This window comes from Pseudomonas sp. NPDC087690, from assembly GCF_044743175.1.
Taxonomy (GTDB): Bacteria; Pseudomonadota; Gammaproteobacteria; order Pseudomonadales; family Pseudomonadaceae; genus Aquipseudomonas.
Genome location: NZ_JBIUVX010000023.1, coordinates 66,810 through 86,236, shown reverse-complemented (window position 1 = coordinate 86,236; position 19,427 = coordinate 66,810). Strand labels below are relative to the sequence as shown.

At 60.2% G+C, this 19,427-nt stretch carries 16 protein-coding genes; 9 read left to right on the top strand and 7 right to left on the bottom strand.

The genetic code is table 11. The annotated features are described in order from the left end of the window. The 6 genes from ACIPIZ_RS20025 to ACIPIZ_RS20000 all read left to right on the top strand — a co-directional run. On the top strand, positions 1 to 508 hold a 508-nt coding region (locus ACIPIZ_RS20025; RefSeq protein ID WP_401166934.1), incomplete at its 5' end, for an amino acid ABC transporter permease. Then, a complete protein-coding gene (locus ACIPIZ_RS20020) occupies positions 508 to 1,179 on the top strand; it encodes an amino acid ABC transporter permease (protein ID WP_003227756.1) in 672 nt (223 codons plus the stop codon). The genes ACIPIZ_RS20025 and ACIPIZ_RS20020, both read left to right, overlap by 1 nt. Beyond that, entirely contained in the window at positions 1,176 to 1,910 is a 735-nt protein-coding gene (locus ACIPIZ_RS20015) for an amino acid ABC transporter ATP-binding protein (protein WP_007963947.1), read from the top strand. The genes ACIPIZ_RS20020 and ACIPIZ_RS20015 overlap by 4 nt, the downstream gene beginning before the upstream one ends. Positions 1,911 to 2,054: 144 nt before the next feature. Further along, a complete protein-coding gene (locus tag ACIPIZ_RS20010; protein WP_105707135.1) occupies positions 2,055 to 3,956 on the top strand; it encodes an ATP-binding protein in 1,902 nt (633 codons plus the stop codon). Further along, positions 3,953 to 5,281, top strand: coding sequence for a sigma-54 dependent transcriptional regulator (locus ACIPIZ_RS20005; RefSeq protein ID WP_105707137.1), 1,329 nt, complete (start codon positions 3,953 to 3,955; stop codon positions 5,279 to 5,281). Before ACIPIZ_RS20010 ends, ACIPIZ_RS20005 begins: the two co-directional genes overlap by 4 nt. A 20-nt stretch (positions 5,282 to 5,301) precedes the next feature. After that, positions 5,302 to 5,631 (top strand): GlpM family protein, encoded by a 330-nt coding sequence (locus ACIPIZ_RS20000; RefSeq protein ID WP_161806673.1) that lies wholly within the window; start codon positions 5,302 to 5,304, stop codon positions 5,629 to 5,631. A 303-nt stretch (positions 5,632 to 5,934) separates the two neighbouring features. Here ACIPIZ_RS20000 and ACIPIZ_RS19995 read toward each other — a convergent pair whose 3' ends face one another. Further along, positions 5,935 to 6,600: a DsbA family oxidoreductase gene (locus tag ACIPIZ_RS19995; protein WP_105707139.1), complete on the bottom strand. Its 666-nt coding sequence runs from the start codon at positions 6,598 to 6,600 to the stop codon at positions 5,935 to 5,937. A 169-nt stretch (positions 6,601 to 6,769) separates the two neighbouring features. After that, positions 6,770 to 7,789, bottom strand: a complete 1,020-nt coding sequence (locus ACIPIZ_RS19990) for an alpha/beta fold hydrolase (RefSeq protein ID WP_105707141.1) — start codon at positions 7,787 to 7,789, stop codon at positions 6,770 to 6,772. A 265-nt stretch (positions 7,790 to 8,054) separates the two neighbouring features. Here ACIPIZ_RS19990 and ACIPIZ_RS19985 point away from each other — a divergent pair, with 265 nt between their 5' ends. Continuing rightward, positions 8,055 to 13,256, top strand: coding sequence for a dermonecrotic toxin domain-containing protein (locus tag ACIPIZ_RS19985; protein ID WP_401166927.1), 5,202 nt, complete (start codon positions 8,055 to 8,057; stop codon positions 13,254 to 13,256). 141 nt (positions 13,257 to 13,397) lie between these two features. Further along, positions 13,398 to 14,315, top strand: coding sequence for a transcriptional regulator MetR (gene metR, locus ACIPIZ_RS19980; RefSeq protein WP_064391992.1), 918 nt, complete (start codon positions 13,398 to 13,400; stop codon positions 14,313 to 14,315). Positions 14,316 to 14,332: 17 nt separating this feature from the next. Here the strand turns inward: metR and ACIPIZ_RS19975 are convergent, their stop codons facing one another. The 5 genes from ACIPIZ_RS19975 to ACIPIZ_RS19955 form a co-directional block, all read right to left on the bottom strand. Beyond that, a complete protein-coding gene (locus tag ACIPIZ_RS19975; protein WP_064391994.1) occupies positions 14,333 to 14,830 on the bottom strand; it encodes a GNAT family N-acetyltransferase in 498 nt (165 codons plus the stop codon). A 2-nt stretch (positions 14,831 to 14,832) separates the two neighbouring features. Next, the gene (locus ACIPIZ_RS19970) at positions 14,833 to 15,471 is read right to left on the bottom strand and encodes a LysE family translocator (RefSeq protein WP_064391996.1); all 639 of its coding nucleotides are present in this window, start codon (positions 15,469 to 15,471) and stop codon (positions 14,833 to 14,835) included. A 23-nt stretch (positions 15,472 to 15,494) separates the two neighbouring features. Beyond that, positions 15,495 to 15,929 carry an NUDIX domain-containing protein gene (locus ACIPIZ_RS19965; RefSeq protein WP_236429913.1) on the bottom strand — a complete coding sequence of 145 codons (435 nt, stop codon included), beginning with the start codon at positions 15,927 to 15,929 and terminating at the stop codon, positions 15,495 to 15,497. 76 nt (positions 15,930 to 16,005) lie between these two features. Further along, entirely contained in the window at positions 16,006 to 17,331 is a 1,326-nt protein-coding gene (locus ACIPIZ_RS19960; RefSeq protein ID WP_105707149.1) for an APC family permease, read from the bottom strand. A 298-nt stretch (positions 17,332 to 17,629) separates the two neighbouring features. Next, positions 17,630 to 18,451: a carbon-nitrogen hydrolase family protein gene (locus tag ACIPIZ_RS19955; RefSeq protein WP_105707151.1), complete on the bottom strand. Its 822-nt coding sequence runs from the start codon at positions 18,449 to 18,451 to the stop codon at positions 17,630 to 17,632. A gap of 125 nt (positions 18,452 to 18,576) precedes the next feature. Here ACIPIZ_RS19955 and ACIPIZ_RS19950 point away from each other — a divergent pair, with 125 nt between their 5' ends. Continuing rightward, complete coding sequence (locus tag ACIPIZ_RS19950) at positions 18,577 to 19,377, top strand: LuxR C-terminal-related transcriptional regulator (protein ID WP_105707153.1); 801 nt, start codon at positions 18,577 to 18,579, stop codon at positions 19,375 to 19,377. The last annotated feature ends 50 nt before the right edge of the window (positions 19,378 to 19,427 follow it).

The window sequence follows — 19,427 nt, the reverse complement described above, 5'->3', positions numbered from 1 at the left end:
GCTGTTCATCTGGTACTTCCTGGTACCCGACCTGCTGCCGCAGAACCTGCAGGACTGGTACAAACAGGATCTCAACCCGACCACCTCGGCTTACCTGAGCGTTGTCGTGTGCCTGGGCCTGTTCACCGCCGCCCGTGTCTGCGAGCAAGTGCGTACCGGTATTCAGGCGCTGCCACGCGGCCAGGAATCCGCCGCTCGCGCCATGGGTTTCAAGCTGCCGCAGATCTACTGGAACGTGCTGCTGCCTCAGGCCTACCGCATCATCATTCCGCCGCTTACCTCGGAATTCCTCAACGTCTTCAAGAACTCCTCCGTGGCGTCCCTGATCGGCCTGATGGAACTGCTGGCACAAACCAAACAGACCGACGAATTCTCGGCCAACCTGTTTGAAGCCTTCACCCTGGCCACGATGATCTACTTCACCCTGAACATGAGCCTGATGCTGCTGATGCGCATGGTCGAGAAGAAAGTTGCGGTGCCCGGCCTGATCTCCGTGGGGGGTAAATAATGGACTTCGATTTCAGCGGCATCATCCCCGCTATCCCGGGCCTGTGGAACGGCATGGTCATGACCTTGCAGTTGATGGTCATGGGCGTGGTCGGCGGCATCGTACTAGGGACGATCCTCGCGCTGATGCGCCTGTCGTCGAGCAAACTGCTGTCGCGCGTGGCCGGCGCTTATGTGAACTACTTCCGCTCGATCCCGCTGCTGCTGGTGATCACCTGGTTCTACCTGGCGGTGCCGTTCGTGCTGCGCTGGATCACCGGTGAAGACACGCCGATCGGTGCGTTCACCTCCTGCGTCGTGGCGTTCATGATGTTCGAAGCCGCGTACTTCTGCGAAATCGTCCGCGCCGGTGTGCAGTCGATCCCCAAAGGCCAGATGGCCGCAGCACAAGCGATGGGCATGACCTATGGCCAGACCATGCGTCTGATCATCCTGCCCCAGGCGTTCCGCAAGATGACCCCGTTGCTGCTGCAACAGTCGATCATCCTGTTCCAGGACACCTCGCTGGTCTACACCGTGGGCCTGGTGGACTTCCTCAACTCCGCCCGCTCCAGCGGCGACATCATCGGTCGTTCCAACGAGTTCCTGATCTTCGCCGGTGTCGTCTACTTCATCATCAGCTTTTCCGCCTCGCTGCTGGTCAAGCGTCTGCAAAAAAGGTTTGCCGTATGATCTCTATCAAGAACATCAACAAGTGGTATGGCGACTTCCAGGTGCTGACTGATTGCAGCACCGAGGTCAAAAAAGGCGAAGTGATCGTGGTCTGCGGCCCGTCGGGTTCCGGCAAATCGACCCTGATCAAATGCGTCAACGCGCTGGAGCCGTTCCAGAAAGGCGACATCGTCGTCGACGGCACCTCGATTGCCGATTCGAAAACCAACCTGCCGAAACTGCGTTCGCGCGTCGGCATGGTGTTCCAGCATTTCGAACTGTTCCCGCACCTGACCATCACCGAAAACCTGACCATCGCGCAGATCAAGGTGTTGGGCCGCAGCAAGGAAGAGGCGACCAAGAAAGGTCTGCAACTGCTCGAACGCGTTGGCCTGTCGGCCCACGCCCACAAGCACCCGGGGCAACTGTCCGGTGGCCAGCAACAGCGTGTGGCGATTGCCCGCGCGCTGGCGATGGACCCGATCGTCATGCTGTTCGACGAACCGACCTCGGCGCTCGACCCGGAAATGGTCAACGAAGTGCTCGACGTGATGGTGCAACTGGCCCACGAAGGCATGACCATGATGTGCGTGACCCACGAAATGGGCTTTGCGCGCAAAGTGGCCGACCGGGTGATCTTCATGGACGCCGGCAAGATCATCGAGGACTGCCCGAAAGAGGAATTCTTCGGCGACATCAGCGCCCGCTCCGAACGCGCGCAGCACTTCCTCGAGAAAATCCTGCAGCACTAAAAGCAACACCGCCTCCCCCTGTAGGAGCTGCCGCAGGCTGCGATCTTTTGATCTTTAGAAACAAAGTCAAAAGATCGCAGCCTGCGGCAGCTCCTACAGGGGATTGGTGAAGTTTGTTGTGGTGGTTGACCCAAGGCATCTGTGATGAAATGCGACCCCAATCTCTATCGCGCAGCGCCGCCATCACTTGCCGTGAAGCCCCGTCTGATTCGTCATCTGTTCCTGCCGCCACTGATCATCGCCCTGATGATCGGCCTGGGTTTCATCGGCTTCTGGACCAGTGAACATTTCGGCATCCGCAGCCTCGGCGAGAACGGCCAGCGTCAACTGGAACTGCACGCCCGCGCGGTCGAAAGCGAGATCAGCAAATACACTTACCTGCCCAGCCTGCTGGAACTCGAAACCAGTGTTTCGCAGCTGCTGGCCGACCCGACCCCGGAGTACCGGGAAACGGTCAACGCTTACCTCGAAGGCCTGAACCGGCGCAGCCGCAGTCGGGCCATCTACGTGATGGACACCACCGGCCGCGTCATGGCCACCAGCAACTGGCGCGATGTCGACAGCTACCTCGGCGAAGACCTGTCCTTTCGCGCCTATTTCCAGAAAGCCGTACGCGGCGAACCCGGGCGTTTCTACGGCATCGGCAGCACCAACGGTGAACCCGGTTACTACCTCGCCCATGGCCTCGAAGAACACGGCAAGATCATCGGCGTCGCCGTGGTCAAAGTGCGCCTTGAGGCCATGGAAGAACGCTGGCAGCGGGCGCGTCTGGAAGCGTTTGTCAGCGATGAAAACGGCATCATCATTCTCTCCAGCGATCCGGCCCGGCGCCTGAAAGCGGTTATTCCCCTGAGTGAAGCCACCAAGGAAAAACTCGCCCGCAGCCTGCAGTATTACTGGTTCCCGCTCAACGAACTGCAACCGCTGGCTCGCGAAACCCTGTCCGAAGGCGTGGAGAAACTCACCTTCCCGGCCAACAGCGAAGTTCAGTCCGGCGAGGACGACATCAGCTACCTGGCGCAGACCCGACCGCTGAGCGACACGCCGTGGAATTTCACCCTGCTCACGCCCCTTCAGGATCTGCGTCGCGAAGCGATCAACCAAGGCATTCTCGTCGCTGTAGCGTTTGCCTTGGTCGCCTTCCTGCTGATCGCCTGGAACGAGCGGCGCAAGGTCATCGCCACCCGCCTCGCCGCCCGCGAAGCCCTGCAGGAAGCCAACAATCAGCTGGAGCGTCGGATTACCGAACGCACTACCGACCTGCGCGCCAGCAACGAGCGACTGAAGAGCCAGATCCGCGAACGCCGCCAGGCCGAGGAGACCTTGCGCCGCGCGCAGGATGAGTTGGTGCAGGCCGGCAAGCTCGCGGCCATCGGCCAGATGTCGACCAGCATTGCCCACGAACTGAATCAGCCGCTGGCGGCGATGCGCACGCTCTCCGGCAACACCGTACGCTTCCTCGAACGCGGTCAGCTCGATGTCGCCAGCACCAACCTGAACACCATCAACGACCTGATCGACCGCATGGGCCGCATCACCGCCAGCCTGCGTTCGTTCGCCCGACGCGGCGACAATCAGGGTCAGGCCAGCCTCGGCAAAGCGGTCGATGCCGCCTTGCAAGTGCTCGGTGCCCGGGTGGAAACCTCGGCGCTGAACGTGCATCGGCAGTTCATCGACGTGCAAGTGCAGATCGACCAGACCCGCCTCGAACAGATTCTGGTCAACCTGATCGGCAATGCCCTCGACGCCATGCAGGCGCAACCACAACCCGAACTGTGGCTCGACGGCGAGGAGTTCAACGGCAAGTATCGCCTGCGGGTTCGCGACAACGGCCACGGCATCGATGCCGAAGCGCGTAAGCATCTGTTCGAGCCATTCTTCACCACCAAGCCTGGCGAACAGGGCCTGGGCCTGGGCCTGACCCTTTCCGCCAGCCTCGCGGCCGCCACCGGCGGACACCTGGGTGTTGAACACCCGGCCAGCGGTGGCACCACCTTCGTCCTCAGTTTACCGTTGGTAAGCCCTACACCTGCCGAGCCAATATGAACCCCGAACTCAGTGTACTGATCGTCGAAGACGACCCCCATGTGCTGCTCGGCTGCCAGCAAGCGCTGACCCTCGAAGACATTCCCTGCGTCGGTGTCGGCAGCGCCGAGGAAGCGCTGGAGAAGGTCGGCGAAAACTTTGCCGGCATCGTCATCAGCGACATCCGCCTGCCGGGCATTGATGGCCTGGAACTGCTGACCCGCCTCAAGCAGCGCGATCGCAGCCTGCCGGTGGTGTTGATCACCGGCCACGGCGATATTTCCATGGCCGTCGGCGCGATGCAGAAAGGCGCCTATGACTTCATGGAAAAACCGTTCTCGCCGGAACGTCTGGTGGATGTCGCAAGGCGCGCGCTGGAGCAGCGCAGCCTCGCCCGCGAAGTGTCGTCGCTGCGCCGACAACTGGCCGAACGAGACTCCCTTGAAGGGCGGATCATTGGGCGCTCACCGGCGATGCAGAACCTGCGCGAACTGATCGCCAACGTTGCCGACACCTCGGCCAACGTGTTGATCGAAGGCGAGACCGGCACCGGCAAAGAACTGGTCGCCCGTTGCCTGCACGATTTCAGCCGTCGCCACAGCAAACAGTTCGTCGCGCTGAACTGCGGCGGTCTGCCGGAGAACCTCTTTGAAAGCGAGATCTTCGGTCATGAGGCCAATGCATTCACCGGCGCGGGCAAACGGCGGATCGGCAAGATCGAACACGCTGACGGCGGCACACTGTTCCTCGACGAAGTGGAAAGCATGCCGCTGCCGTTGCAGATCAAACTGCTGCGGGTGTTGCAGGAACGCACCCTCGAACGCCTCGGCTCGAACCAGAGTGTGGCGGTGGATTGCCGGGTGATCGCGGCGACCAAATCCGACCTCGACGAATCGAGCAAGGCCGGCGCATTCCGCAGCGACTTGTACTATCGCCTCAACGTGGTGACGCTGGAGTTGCCGCCCCTGCGCGAGCGCCGCGAAGACATCCTGCAATTGTTCGAACACTTCACCCAGCAATCGGCGCTGCGCTTTGATCGTGCGCTGCCAGAACTGGATAACCAGACCCTGTCGAATTTGATGAGCCACGACTGGCCGGGCAACGTGCGTGAACTGCGCAACGTCGCCGAACGCTTTGCTCTCGGCTTGCCGGCCTTCAAGAAGTCCGGCGCCAGCAGCGGCGGACAGGGCCTGGCCTTCGCCGAAGCGGTGGAAGCTTTCGAACGCAACCTGCTCAGCGATGCCTTGCAACGCAGCGGCGGCAACCTGACGCAGGCCAGCCTTGAGCTGGGCATGGCCAAGACCACGCTGTTCGACAAAGTGAAAAAGTACGGCCTGAGCCATTAAGCGAGAACGACGTGGACCTGATTTTCAAAGCCCTGTTGGGCGCAGCGGTGGTGGTGATCCTGGCGGCATTGTCGAAGACCAGAAACTACTACATCGCCGGGCTGGTGCCGCTGTTTCCGACGTTTGCGCTGATCGCGCATTACATCGTCGGCAAAGGGCGCTCGATCGACGATCTGAAGACCACGATCGTGTTCGGCATGTGGTCGATCATTCCGTATTTTGTGTATCTGGCGACGTTGTATGTGATGGTTGATCGATTGCGGCTTGAAGCGTCACTGGCCGTGGCGGCGGTGGCATGGTTGATGGCCGCCACTGTTTTGGTGACCGTTTGGGTTCGGCTACACAGCTGACCCTCACCCCAGCCCTCTCCCAGAGGGAGAGGGGGCCGACCGAGGTGTCGTTCAAGTTACATCGACCTGAAAAACCGAGTCGATTATGGATTCAGCGAAGCACACTCAGGTCGGCGTATCACTCCTGCATCCCCCATTCAGTCCCCTCTCCCTCACAGAAAGAGGCCGACCGCTGACATCGACCTGAAAGATTCCGTCGATTATGGATTCGGTACAGCACGCTCAGGTCGGCGTATCACTCCTGCATCCCCATTCAGTCCCCTCTCCCTCCGGGAGAGGGCTAGGGTGAGGGGCTTTTGCTCTTCAGTTGACGGTACCGCCCTTAGAGTCGGCCATGATCTGCCGAATCGCCCCGACAAACGTCTCCACTGGCTGCCCGCCCGTCACCGCGTACTGACCGTTGAACACCACTGTCGGCACCGAACTCACCCCGCGCTGCAGCCACAGCTGCTCTTCCTCGCGCACCTCATCGGCGAACTCGTCCGACGCCAGAACTGCCTCGGCCCGCTGGCGATCCAGCCCGACACTTTCAGCGATCTGCACCAGTTGCCGATGTTCCGACGGATTGCCGCCATCACTGAAATAGGCTTTGAACAACGCCTCTTTCAGCGGCAATTGCAGACCTTCAAGCCCCGCCCAATGCAGCAAGCGGTGTGCATCGAAGGTGTTGTAGATGCGGCTGTTGCCATCGGTGCGGAAGGCAAACCCAAGCTCGGCACCCCGGGCGCGGATCGCTTCGCGGTTCTTCTGCGACTGCTCAGGTGTCGAGCCGTATTTCTCTTGAATATGTTCGGCAATGTTCTGCCCGTCGACGCCCATTTTCGGATTCAGCTCGAACGGCTGGAAACGGATCTCGGCCTGCACTTCGTTGCGCAGGATTTCCAGTGCCTGTAACAGGCCATACAAACCAACGACGCACCACGGGCAAGAGACGTCGCTGACAAAATCGATTTTCAAGGCAGAACTCATCACTCACCTCGCGGGGGAAAATCGTGCGGGAAAGTTTGCACGATACACCTGCCCCGGACTTTGTGGCGCACCCTTCGCGAGCAAGCTCGCTCCCACAGGGGGACGCATTCCAAATGTGGGAGCGAGCCTGCTCGCGAAGGGGCAACTACCAACGCCAAAAACCCCTCGGTTACAGCAAATTCCCGCCCACCACCGGCTCAATCTGCGCCCAGTGCGATGTGTCTTCCCGATGCGCCTGCAAGTACGGCAGCACCGCCGCCAGCAACGGCTCCTTGAACGCCTCCTGAAAACGATGGGCCAATCCCGGAATCAGCTTCAACTGACTGCCGCGAATGTGCGCCGCCAGATGCACGCCATGCATCACCGGCAGCAATGGATCCGCCGTGCCATGCACCACCAGCGTCGGCAGCCGCAACTGATTGAGCAGCGCCACCCGGCTCGGTTCGGCGAGGATCGCCATGATCTGCCGCTTCACGCCCTCAGGATTGAACGCGCGGTCGTAGGACGCCGCCGCCTGTTGCAGCAATGCTTGCCGATCGTCACTGACCGCCGGGCTACCCAGTGCTGCCAACAAATCAGCCTGCTGCTCCAGCGCTGCCTGCCGATTCGGTGCGCCGCGTCGCGACAGCAATTGCACCAGCGCCGCGCTCGGTGCCGGCAACCCTTCGGCGCCGGAAGTGGTCATGATCAGCGTCAGACTCTCGACTCGCTGCGGCGCCATCGCGGCCATGTGCTGGGCGATCATCCCGCCCATGCTGGCACCCAGCACATGAAATTGCTCGACGTGCAGCGCATCCATCAAACCCAACGCATCGTCGGCCATGTCGGTCAGGCTGTAGGGCGCCGCCACCGGCAAACCGAGTTTGTAGCGCAGCACTTCAAACGTCAGGTTGGCCTCGGCCGGTGCCTGGCGCCAGGTCGACAGACCGACATCACGGTTGTCGTAGCGGATCACCCGAAAGCCTTGCTGACACAGAGCCGCCACGACTTCATCCGGCCAGTGGATCAACTGCCCGCCCAGCCCCATCACCAACAGCAACGCCGGATCCGATGCACGGCCGATGCTCTGGTAGGCCAGGCTCACTTGCGCCAGGTCGACCCGTTCGGTCGGTACATTGACATCGCAACGCGAAGCCGCCATCGACGGTAGGCCGAACATCAGCGCGGCCAACAGGAAAAATAAACGCATGAAAAACACCGAAACGCAGAACCCCAGTAGAGCGCGAGTCTGATGAAGTTTGTTCAAGCGCGCTGCCACAGTTGCGTGACAGTTTGATGAAGTTTGCCGAATGGTCATGCACGCATGCTCACGACAGCCCCGCGTGACCTCGACACCTCCTGAAACGAACGCGGCAAAAAGCGATAACTATGTACCGCAGATGCCAGTGACGGCTCGCCTCTAATGGCATGAAGACCGGGATTAGCCGGCCTTCATGTTTTCTGGAGCCTGTCGCATGTCCGATACCCATTCTACGGCCGACTTCGGCCTGGACCAGCCTCTACGGTCGAACCTCGATCAAAACCTTTACCTGAGCGCTGGCGCACGTCTGCGCGACTGTCACCGCCAGTGGCTGGACCTCATGGCCCGGTTTCCGACCGGCAGCGACCGCGACTGGAGCCTGCGTGCAACCGGCACACCACTGTCGCGCCGGGATCAGGCCCTGCGCATCTACCGTCAGCACTTCGAGGCGGCCAGCCAGATCGCCTGTGCAGAAGGGATGATCAGCATCGGACAGTTGCAGACATTGTCGGCGGCCGTAGATCCTTCAACAGCGGTCACACCCGAGGTGCATATCGCGCAGCTTCAGCTCAAACGTGCCGATGACAGCCACGTCTCGTTGCCGGGTGCATTGCTATTGCGCATTGGCAACGATTCGCCCGGCTGTCATCTGTTGTATCTGCCTTCATACTCGCCAGCCTTGAGTCTCTTCAGGCAACACGCCGATCTGCACCGCTGGCTGATCGGACATTGCCAGAAACACAGCCGGCCGCCGCAGCTGAAAGCACCGACAGTGGTGGAAGTCGCGCTCGATCACGACCCACTCGGGAGTAACCTTGAAGCACTTTTCAACCTGCCAGCCGATGCGCGCCTTTCACCCGCATCGCCCGACTTGTCGAGCCTGATCGCCGAACCACCCTTGCCAACTCCCGATGAAGCAGTGCCTGTCGACGACCCGGCCCTGTTCGGTCTGCTGAACCCCGACATTCCTTTCAGCCAGCGCAGCCAAGCTTTGGCTCTTGAGCAGAAAGCCCTCGAACAGTTGCTGGGCGATGCCGTGGCAGCCAGCCTGAACACCCCGTTACGGCAGAAACTGACGCAACAGTTCGACGCCTTGAGCGAGGCGCAAAACGCCAGCCATAACGCGGCTTCAGCGTTGCTCGACCACCGCGCGCCACTGAAAATGCTTGAGCTGCGCCACGCCACCAATGCCCATTACCACGTCCTGCATCAGGCCCGGTTACGCGGGTTGCGTGCAGAAGTCGAACTGCAACTGACGCTCAATCAGCTCTCCGTCGATGAACACCGGCGGATCATTGCCTTGCTCGAGGCACCCGAGCGTCCGCTGCTCCATCAGGAAACAGTATTTGCCCGTGTGACTTTGGCGGCAGCGGCAGATGACCAACCGATGGGAGAGGATCTGAACGGTGTGCTGGTCATCGCTGCGCCTTTTGCGCTGGAGCCCGGTGCCACTGAAAGCCTGCTGCTGTATTGGCCCGGGCAGTCCGGCGGATTGCAGCGCTTCAGCTCACGTCAGGCGCTGGAACAAAAGGTGTTCAAGCACTCGGCCAATGATCGGGAGTTGCTGTTGCAACTGACGCCAATCAGCGGCGATCCGCTCGTGTGGGTACTTGAACGGCAGCTGTTCCAATGCGAGCAGCAGGCAGCAACCGTCATCCGTGAAAATCCACTGCCCTCCCGTGCCAGCGAACGTGCGGCAGCAATGGAGCAACTACGCGAACAACATCTCACACGCTTGACCGTGCCCCTGTCACAGGCACGCGAACTGGCGTATGCCTATCGCCTCGAACAGGAACGCACCGCCGCACTCGCCGGCAACCTGCCGTCCTGGCTGGACAACCTCGACAACGCACAGCGCGCGCGTATCAAAACGTTGATCCGTGACTACCTCAACGCCATGCAGCGTTGTCATGCCTTGCTCGAGCGTGATCTGCCCGCTCGCCCCGCCTTCAGCAAAAAGCGCCTTGACGCTCGACTGCGCAAGGATTTCGCGCTCAAGCGAAGCGTGTCCGTGATGCTGGATCTGCCCGATAGCACCGAATGGCGGAAAACCTTGATCGACGGCGCAGCCCCTGGCACACCGCAACGCAACACGCTGATGGCGAGTACCCGGCGCAGCGAACTGGCCCTCGAGGAACTGGCGCAGGACAACATAGACCAGGCGATGTGGTGGCGACTGTCATTCCTGCGGGTCAAGGTCAGCGCCGAAGATGAGCAGGATCGAAAAGCGGTGGAAAGCGGATTGACTCCGGCCTATTTGCGCAGCTCATTAACCGATCTGGACCTGGCCGGAGGTTATGAAACACTTATTCGCCAGACCTTTCTTGGGATGCCCGACGAATCAGCGTTCGACCTGGCGTATCGGCGCGAATGCCTGAGCGAGCCATGGCGGTTGATGCTCATGCTGCAAGGCGAATTCGCCGTACTGCAACGGCATATCGACAGCGCCGGATACGCGCTGCTGAAGATTGCCATCGATGCCTCGACGCGGGAAGCATATAGCGTCAAGGGCCAACGTATCGTGCTGTTGCCTGCACATCTGACCGTCGGCGGCGCGGACACCGCCCACCAGGGGCCGAGCACCCTGGCCGGGGTGACGTTCATCGTCGAACAGGTCAGTGGCCTGACCCTGCTGTATTTACCGGACAGCACCGACGGGATTTTCTTGCGCCAGTACGCCACGCTGGAAGAGGCAAGTCTGGATCTGTTCAAACGCTGCGTAGACGCGCGCATGGTCAACTATCTGGCCGGGCGCACCTTGAGCGGCGATTTTGCCAGCCATGTCAGCCGGATCAATGAGGCGCAACTGCGCAATTTCCACGCGCTGATCGGCACCGGGCTGGCCTGGCCAACCTCGACGTCACTGGCCACGCACTTGCTCAATGTGCACATGGGCCGAATGCTGCAAGCTCATCGCAGCAGTTCTCGCTCCAATGACGCCTTGTATCTGGAAACATGCGCTCTGAAGTCCGGCACGCTGTTCAACTACCTGAAAATGGCCGTGGGCATGCTGCCATTCATTGGTGCCTCGGTCGCCCTGTATGACGCGTGGAACAGCGCCAACCTCGCGGTTGCGGCGTTTCTACGCGGAGACATCGGGCATGGTCTGGCGGAAGTCGAATCGGTGTTGCTGTCCCTGATCGATGCCGCCATGGATATTCTCCCAGCGACGATCTCGGTACCCGCCGCCGCCCGCCTGATACCACGCCAGCGCCGCGGTACAGCATTGACAACAAAGTCCGGTGCCACGCCGACCTCATGGCAATGGGCGCGCCAGTCACTTGATCGCTTCAAGGGCTACGAGTATGAATTCGAGATTTCCCTGACGGGTCTGCGAACCGATAGCCACGGCATTTATCGCAATGTCTATCGCCATCCCGATGGGGATTTCATGGTGCGTCAGGGGCGCATCTACCGCATTGAGTTGCACGACGCCCCACGCGGCTGGAGGCTCTATGGCACGTGGGCGCGCACCTATAAACAGCCGATCGCCCTTGATGAGGCCGGTCAATGGAACACCCATTACGCCGTGCATGGCACGTTGATGGACGGCGGCGGTGCCGGCGGTGGCGCGGCCATCGGGCATTTGGCCAATGGCCTCGACCCGCTCTGGCCCGAATCCATCCGTCAGTGGCTGCCACGTTGGTGGACCGATCGCCAACTGCGCAGGCAACTGACTCTGACCAACACCGTCGATGCCTACACCCGGCGCCTTGATACCCAGACGCGCAGCTCCAACCAACTTCTGGAACGTTACCGGCAACTGCCCATTGCCGAGCGTCAATCTCTGGAAGCGACGGTTGACGCAGCCTGTCTCAACGATATCGAACTGGCCCAGGTGCTATACCAGAATGTTGCCGAACTACTGCCGCTGAGTCACGGTAGAAAACGCCTGTTGCTCGAAGACATTCAGAGTCGCTGCGCATGGGCGCAGGTTGATCGGTCATTACAGCGCGCCGCCATTTCCCGCCAACGCCTGCTGGAACATCTGAACAGTGTCGACGCACTCGTTGCGCAGTCTGACGCGACACCCGTCGATAACACTACAGCCCATATAAGTCTCATGGCCCAACGCAAAGTCGTGCGCAAAAACTTCCTCAAGGAGTTCGATCACCAGCACGGATTTATCGAACAGGCCAATCTCTGGCAAAGCCGCATCACTAACCGGGCGCATAAAGCCAGAATGGCAGCGGAGCTCGCGCCACTCAACCAACGGTTTGGCGAAACCACGCACTATTACCTGAGAACCGCGCACATTCTGGAGATCATTACCCACTACGAGGCGGTCGACGACCTGTCCTGGGTCTACTTTCACGTGCAACTCAAAGACGCCCGGGTCAAGGTCGGACGTGCTCTGCTGACGCAGCATCATTTACCTGAAGTACATGCCAGCCTTGCCCAACGCAACCGTGTGATCGAGGACTGCCTGGAAATCTACGCAAGCTTTCGACGTCAGTTGAACGCGTGGTCACTGGGTTATCCGCAGCACCTGGATCTCGAGCAGGTCAAGGCGTTTCTCGACGGTCTGACCCAGGTTGAACAGCATGCCCGTCAAGCGATCAAGCAACGTCCGCCGATCAAGCCCAAAGAAGCGGGCGGCAAGCAATTGTTTGAAACCGAGGACAACCAATTGCTGATCGGTATCGAAAGTATTGATGCCGGGACCCGGCAAAAGCGTTTCACCATCGCAGGACTCGACGGTTACCGGGAAACCTGGCTGCCGCGTTCGAGCGGCAAGTACCATCTGGACGCGCAACCTGCGGCCTCTGCTCAATCCTTGCCAACCAACGTACAACCCCTGCTGAGCGAAGCCCGCAAGCGTCTCGCCGCCGTACCCGCCTATAACAGCAAAGTCACCGGTTACGCGCGCCAGGACATGCTGCCAATCGATCTGGAACACATGTTCGGCAGTGAATCGACAGAATTGAGTACCCGTGCGAATGCCATCGCGCGGCTCTCGCCAGACGAGCCGCTGGTCGTGCAATTGCAGGACAAGGCTCAGGAGTTGTTAAGCCTCGGCCGTACGTTGCGCATCGACCAGTCACTGCGCAGCAGAACACCTACCGAGGGATATCTGGACTATCTGCTGCAACAGAAAAAGGTCGATATCCGCAAGGAGGGCACACTGCGCGCACTGGGCAAACGACCCGACGGGCGCAAAGACTTTCTCCAGGAGTACGAGGTGCGCGATCTGAGCACCAATCCGCCACGCGCGCTTTGGTATGCGCACTTTCACTACACCTCGGACAAGGTCCCTTTCGAAGACTTCGTCAAAGCTCATTTGAAACTGCCCGAGCAGCGCAACCTTGGTCTGCAATGGCAGCAGGCGCAGGCCGCGAGTGGCGCGCAGGTCGAAGCGATCTGGCGTGGCGATGTCGGTAGAGCGCTGGGCATTCGGCACTTTTCAAAGCTGTAGGTAAAAGCAGCGGAGCATTACCAGTGCTCCGCTGCCATAAACCCCGGACATGCAGAAAGTCATGCTGGTCGACAGCTCCACCAACATGAGACAAACTCACCGCAATCACTATGATCACAAATTTGTTTCATGGAGCCTGCAGTGCTTGAAATCCGTCATCTGAAAACCCTGCACGCCCTGCGCGAAGCCGACAGCCTGGTCGACGCCGCTGACCGCTTGCACCTGACCCAATCGGCGCTGTCTCACCAGTTCAAGGAACTGGAGGAACGTCTGGGCATGCCATTGTTCGTCCGCAAGACCAAACCGGTGCGTTTCACCAGCGCCGGTTTGCGCTTGCTGCAACTGGCTGACGCGACACTGCCGCTGCTGCGCGCCGCCGAACGTGACATCAGCCGTCTGGCGGGTGGCACTGCCGGGCGCCTGCACATGGCCATCGAATGCCACAGCTGCTTTCAGTGGCTGATGCCGACCATCGACCAGTTCCGCGACGCGTGGCCGGAAGTCGAACTCGATCTGGCCTCGGGTTTTTCCTTCGCCCCGCTACCGGCACTGGCCCGTGGCGATCTGGATCTGGTGGTAACCTCCGATCCACTGGAAATCGCCGGCATCACCTACGTGCCGCTGTTCACCTACGAAGCCATGCTCGCGGTAGCCAATCAACACGCATTGGCGAGCAAACCGTACATCGTCCCCGAAGACTTGCTCAGCGAAACCCTGATCACCTACCCGGTGGAGCGCGATCGCCTGGACATCTTCACCCGTTTCCTTGAACCGGCCGACATCGAGCCTGCACAGGTACGCACTTCCGAGCTGACGGTGATGATGATGCAACTGGTTGCCAGCGGTCGTGGCGTCTGCGGCATGCCGCACTGGGCGCTGCATGAGTACAGCTCGCGTGGTTACGTAAAGGCCAAGCGCCTGGGCGAGAAAGGCCTGTTTGCCACGCTGTACGCGGCGATTCGTGCGGACATGCTCGATGCGCCGTACATGCGCGATTTCCTGCTGACAGCCAAGGACACTTCGTTTTCGACCCTGGACGGTGTCAGCGCAGTTCGCTGAAGCCTTTACTGCAGGAGTCAGAGTTGGCGCCACATGTGGATCTTATCGAAGTAATCTTCACCGACCCGCACCGCCAGCGGTTCCAGGCCGAACTGGATGAAGCCGCAGCGCTGATAGAGTTTGCAGGCGGCGCCGTTGCCGGCGGTTACGGTCAGTTGGACAACTTTCAATGCCGGGTGGTTTTGCGCTTCGGCCAGTGCCGCCTGGACCAGTTCGAATCCCAGGCCATGCTCGCGGAAGTCGGCCGAGACGTACATGCCGAACAAAGTGGCTTTATGTCGGGCTTTCTCGCGCGGCTCGAAGGCGAGACCGACAATGCCAGCCAGCCGGCCCCCCTCGAAAGCGCCCAGCACAACGTCAAGCTTGCTGGTCAGGCGCCCTTCCCACCAGCTCAACGGCATCACTGCGCGCTCACGCACACTGGAAGTGAAAGCCTGCGGATGCCGGTCATAAGCCTCAAGCATCAGCTCGCGATAAGCTAGGGCGTGACTGGCGTCCAGCCGTTCTATCCACATGTTCAAGCCGTCCTGCGTTGCTCAAGCATCAGCCGCACAGCGAGGCCGCCGAGGACAAAACCCATGAAGTAACGCTGCATCGCCAGCCACGTCGGATTACGCACGAACCACGACGCAATGCCTGCCGCGAACAACGCAATCAGCAGGTTGACGCTGAAACTGACACTGATCTGGGTCAGGCCGAGGATGATGCTTTGAGTGAACACTGAACCGTGCTCAGGCGTGATGAACTGCGGAAACACCGAGAGGTAGAACACGGCGATTTTCGGGTTCAGCGCGCTGGTGAGGAAACCCATGGTGATCAGTTTGCGCGACGAGTCCGGCGGTAACTGCTGTGCCTCGAACGGGGAACGCGCGCCGGGTTTCACCGCTTGCCAGGCCAGCCACAGCAGGTACAGCGCACCGGCCCACTTCAACACTTCATAAGCCATCGGCACCGCGAGGAACACTGCAGTCAACCCGGCCGCCGCGGCAAACAGATGCACAAAGAAACCCGCCACCACACCCAACAACGACGTGATCCCGGCCCTGCGTCCCTGACAGATCGAACGCGAGATCAGGTAGATCATGTTCGGCCCCGGTGTCAGCACCATCAACAAGGCTGCAGCGGCGAAGATCAGCACGTCTTGAAGCGGGATCATGGCAAAGTCCTTTGCGAGGATGATCAGGCGATGGCCGTCAATGATTGGCGATAAAACGGCAGGATCAGGTCGCGTGTCAATGGCGCCAGCTCGACGGCTGGATCAGTGGCAGGATCGACCCAGATCACCTCTTCGATTTCTGCTGCCGGTGTGACCTCAGCATCGATGGTCAGTTGGAAGATCTCTGCTTGTACAACGAATCCCGGCTCGTTGGCGGCGGGGGCGGAAAACTGGCCGAGAAACGTCGCTTGCGCCGGATCGATCTGCAGACCCAATTCCTCTTCCAGTTCACGTGCCAGCGCATGCACCGGCAACTCGTGCGCTTCGATCTTGCCACCCGGCTGCATGAATGCCGTAGTGCCGCGCTTGCGCACCAACAGTGTCTGGCCGTCAGTGTTAAGCAACAGCGCGGCGGCAATGCGGATCAGGGCAGGCGTTTGTGCGGAAAAAGTCGACATGACAGAGAAAGCCTTGGCGTAAAAACGGCAAGCATCACATGCCTGCCGTTTGTGCGCAAAGCGGTTGCCGACGATCTCAGGTCGCTTCCTGGAAATCCATTTCCGGAGGCTGGCGACGGAAGCCGCCGGTGAGTATCGCCAGATACACCACGCCAATGGCCAGCCAGCTCAGCCCCAGATAGAGCGCCAGATGATCGAGGCTGACCATCAGCCACAAGTCCGCGACCAGACCGATGAACGGGAAGATCAGAAACAGCACCAGCTCACGCGGGCCTTTGTTCTCGCCAGCGATCCAGTAATGGAAGATCACCGACAGGTTGACCAGGCTGAACGCGAGGAACGCGCCGAAATTGATGAATGAGGTAGACGTGGTCACGTCGAGTTTCAGCGCCAGTAGCGCCACCACCGCACAGAGCAGGATGCTGTTGACCGGCGTACCGAAGCGCGCATGCAGGGTGCCGAAAAACGACTTCGGTAACACCCCGTCGCGGCCCATGGCGAACAACAGTCGTGAACCGCTGGCCTGGGCGGAAAGACCGGAGGCGAATTGGCCGACGATCAGACCGATTAGGAAAATCGACACGAACAGATCGCCGCCAATATTACGGGCAATCTCGTAAGCTGCCGAGTCGACACTGTCGAACTGCAACGACGGATGCGCGATCTGCACAAAGTACGACACGCTCACAAAGATCAATCCGCCGATCAAGGTGATCAACATGATCGCCCGGGGAATGGTGCGTCGCGGATCGCGGGTTTCTTCCGTCAGCGTGCTGACCGCGTCAAAACCCAGGAACGAATAACAGGCAATCGCCGCGCCGCTCATGATCAGTGGCATCTGCATGTCGCCGTTGAAGAACGGCTTGCTCGACCACAGCGGCGTGCTCGCATCGCCGCCGATGTAGTGCACGCAGAGCGCGACGAACGCGATCAGTACGAGGAACTGCACCAGCATCAACAAGGCGTTGATGCCGTTGGCCAGTTTCAGGCCGACGATGTTGATCGTACTGGTGATGCCGATGAACGCCAGCACCCAGATCCACTGCGGAATCGAGGGGAACGCCGACGCCAGATAGGCTGCGCCGATCAGCCAGATCGCCATCGGCAGGAACAGGTAGTCGAGCAGCACCGCCCAACCAGCGATGAAGCCGAGTTTCGGGCTGATCGCCTTGCGCACGTAGCTGTAAGCGGAACCGGCGACCGGGAATGCGGCAGCCATGCGCCCGTAGCTCATGGCGGTGAAGAACATCGCCACCAGCGCGGCCAGGTAGGCGGCCGGCACCATGCCAGCGGTGGATTGCGCAAGAATACCGAAGGTGCCGAGGACAATGATCGGCGTCATGTAGGCGATGCCGAACAGCACCACCGACCCTAATGACAGGGTGCGTTGCAAACGAGCCATGAGCGACTTACTCCGAATTTTATTGGATTTATGGCAGAGCCGGGTTCGGCGAATGTTTTCGGGTGTGTTTTATTGTTCTGGTGTCTGATCGTTCCCACGCTCTGCGTGGGAACGCCTCAATGGACGCTCTGCGTCCGCTCTTGGGACGCGGAGCGTCCCGGGCTGCATTCCCACGCAGAGCGTGGGAACGATCGGGTAAAACCTGAGTGCGACTCGGTATTTCAGGTCGGCGTACCTCGGACAATCAACTCGGTCAGCCCCCTCTCCCCTTGGGAGAGGGTTAGGGTGAGGGCATCGGTCAACGGCGTGGAATCAACAACTCACGAACACCATCGCCACGCTCCTCCACCTCCCCCGGCAACTTCAAACGCTGATCATCGAGATAGCGATAATCCCTGCGTGCAATCTCTAACCGGTCGAAATCCAGCTCAACACTGAACTGCCCTTCTTCCCGTCCGGCCTCGAACAGCAACGTCCCCAGCGGATCGACCAGCGCACTGCCACCTGCAAACACCAAACCGTCATCCCCCGCCTCCACGCGGTTGACCATCAACGCAAAGGCCTGATTCTCTTGCGCGCGCGCCATGATCGCGGTGCGGTGCGTCGGCGCGTACGGGTCCATGTTGCCGTTGGTCACGACAAGCAACTCGACGCCCAGTTGCGCCAGGGCACGCGCGGTTTCCGGGAACTCGATGTCGTAGCAGATCAACAGGCCGACACGCACCCCGTTCCACTCGCAGGTGGCGTAGCGGTCGCCGGCCTCGAACACACCGCGATCCGACGCCCACAGATGCGTCTTGCGGTATTTCAGGGCGATGCCTTCAGGCGTGATCAACAACGTGGTGTTGAAGAAGCGCCCGTTGTCGTTCTCGGCCATGCCGATTACCACGGCAATATTGCGTTCGCGCGCTGCGGCCAACACCGCGCTGACGGTCGGGCCATCCAGCGGTTCAGCGGTTTGCGCGACAGTCTCGGCAGTCGGGAAGCCCATCAAGTGGGTTTCCGGGAACACGATCAGTTGCGTATCGGCAGCGCACGCGGCAATCGCCGCCAAGGCGCGTTCGAGGTTGTATGCCGTGGCATTGTCACGGCCCGCCAGTTGGGCGAGTTCGACTTTCATGAGAATTCCTTGTTATGAGCGTCGGGCGCTGAAAGATTGCCCGGTGGCTGTCTGTGGGCCAGTATGCGCAGCAAGCAGCCGGCCAGGGAATCACGCGGCCGGGGTAACCCGATAGGGGTAGTTGCATGACACTTTCGTTTGACGACATCACCTGGCACCGCGCCGTCGGACAACTGATCGACGCGCTCGACAAACCGAATTTCTGGGCGCAACTGGTGCGCCTGCTGGATCAGTACGTGCCGTTCGATAGCTGGGTCGCGCTGCTGTTCAGTGCCGATCAGCACCCGCAGGTCTTTGCCGAATGCCCCGGTGAGGACGGCAGTCCTGATCAGTTGTTTCAGGATTATTTGCGCGGTCTGTATCTGCTCGACCCGTTTTACATTGCCTGCCGCGAGCAATCGCGCACCGGTTTGTATCGCCTGTCGGAGGTCGCCCCGGAGCATTTCGAGCTGACCGAGTATTACCAGCGATACTTTCGTCTGAATGTCGTGGCCGACGAAATCCAGTTCAATTGCCAGCTCGAAGGCGAGCGCACGTTGTGCCTGTCGCTGGGCAGCGAACAGCGTTTTACCTCTGAGCAGATCGCCCTGCTGTCACTGATTCAGCCGTGGGTGCTCGGCCTGCTACGCCAGCGGCTACCCTATGAAATCAACGAAACCGTGGCGCTCGCCGCCGCACCTGCGCAGGCAGACTGGCGCGTGCAACTGGAAGCGTCGGTGCAGCAACTCAAGGGCGCGCAACTGACCGCCCGCGAGCTGGATGTAGGCCGCCTGATGCTCAGCGGTTGCTCCAGTAAAGAAATCGCCCGTAAGCTGGAAATCTCCGTAGAAACCGTGAAAGTTCATAAGAAACACATGTACAGCAAGCTGGGAATCAAATCCCAGTCCGAGCTGTTTTCGATTTTTCTTCAGGCGCAAAACGCCTGATCGTTTGGTGAAGTTTCTCTATGTAGGAGTGAGCCTGCTCGCGATAGCGT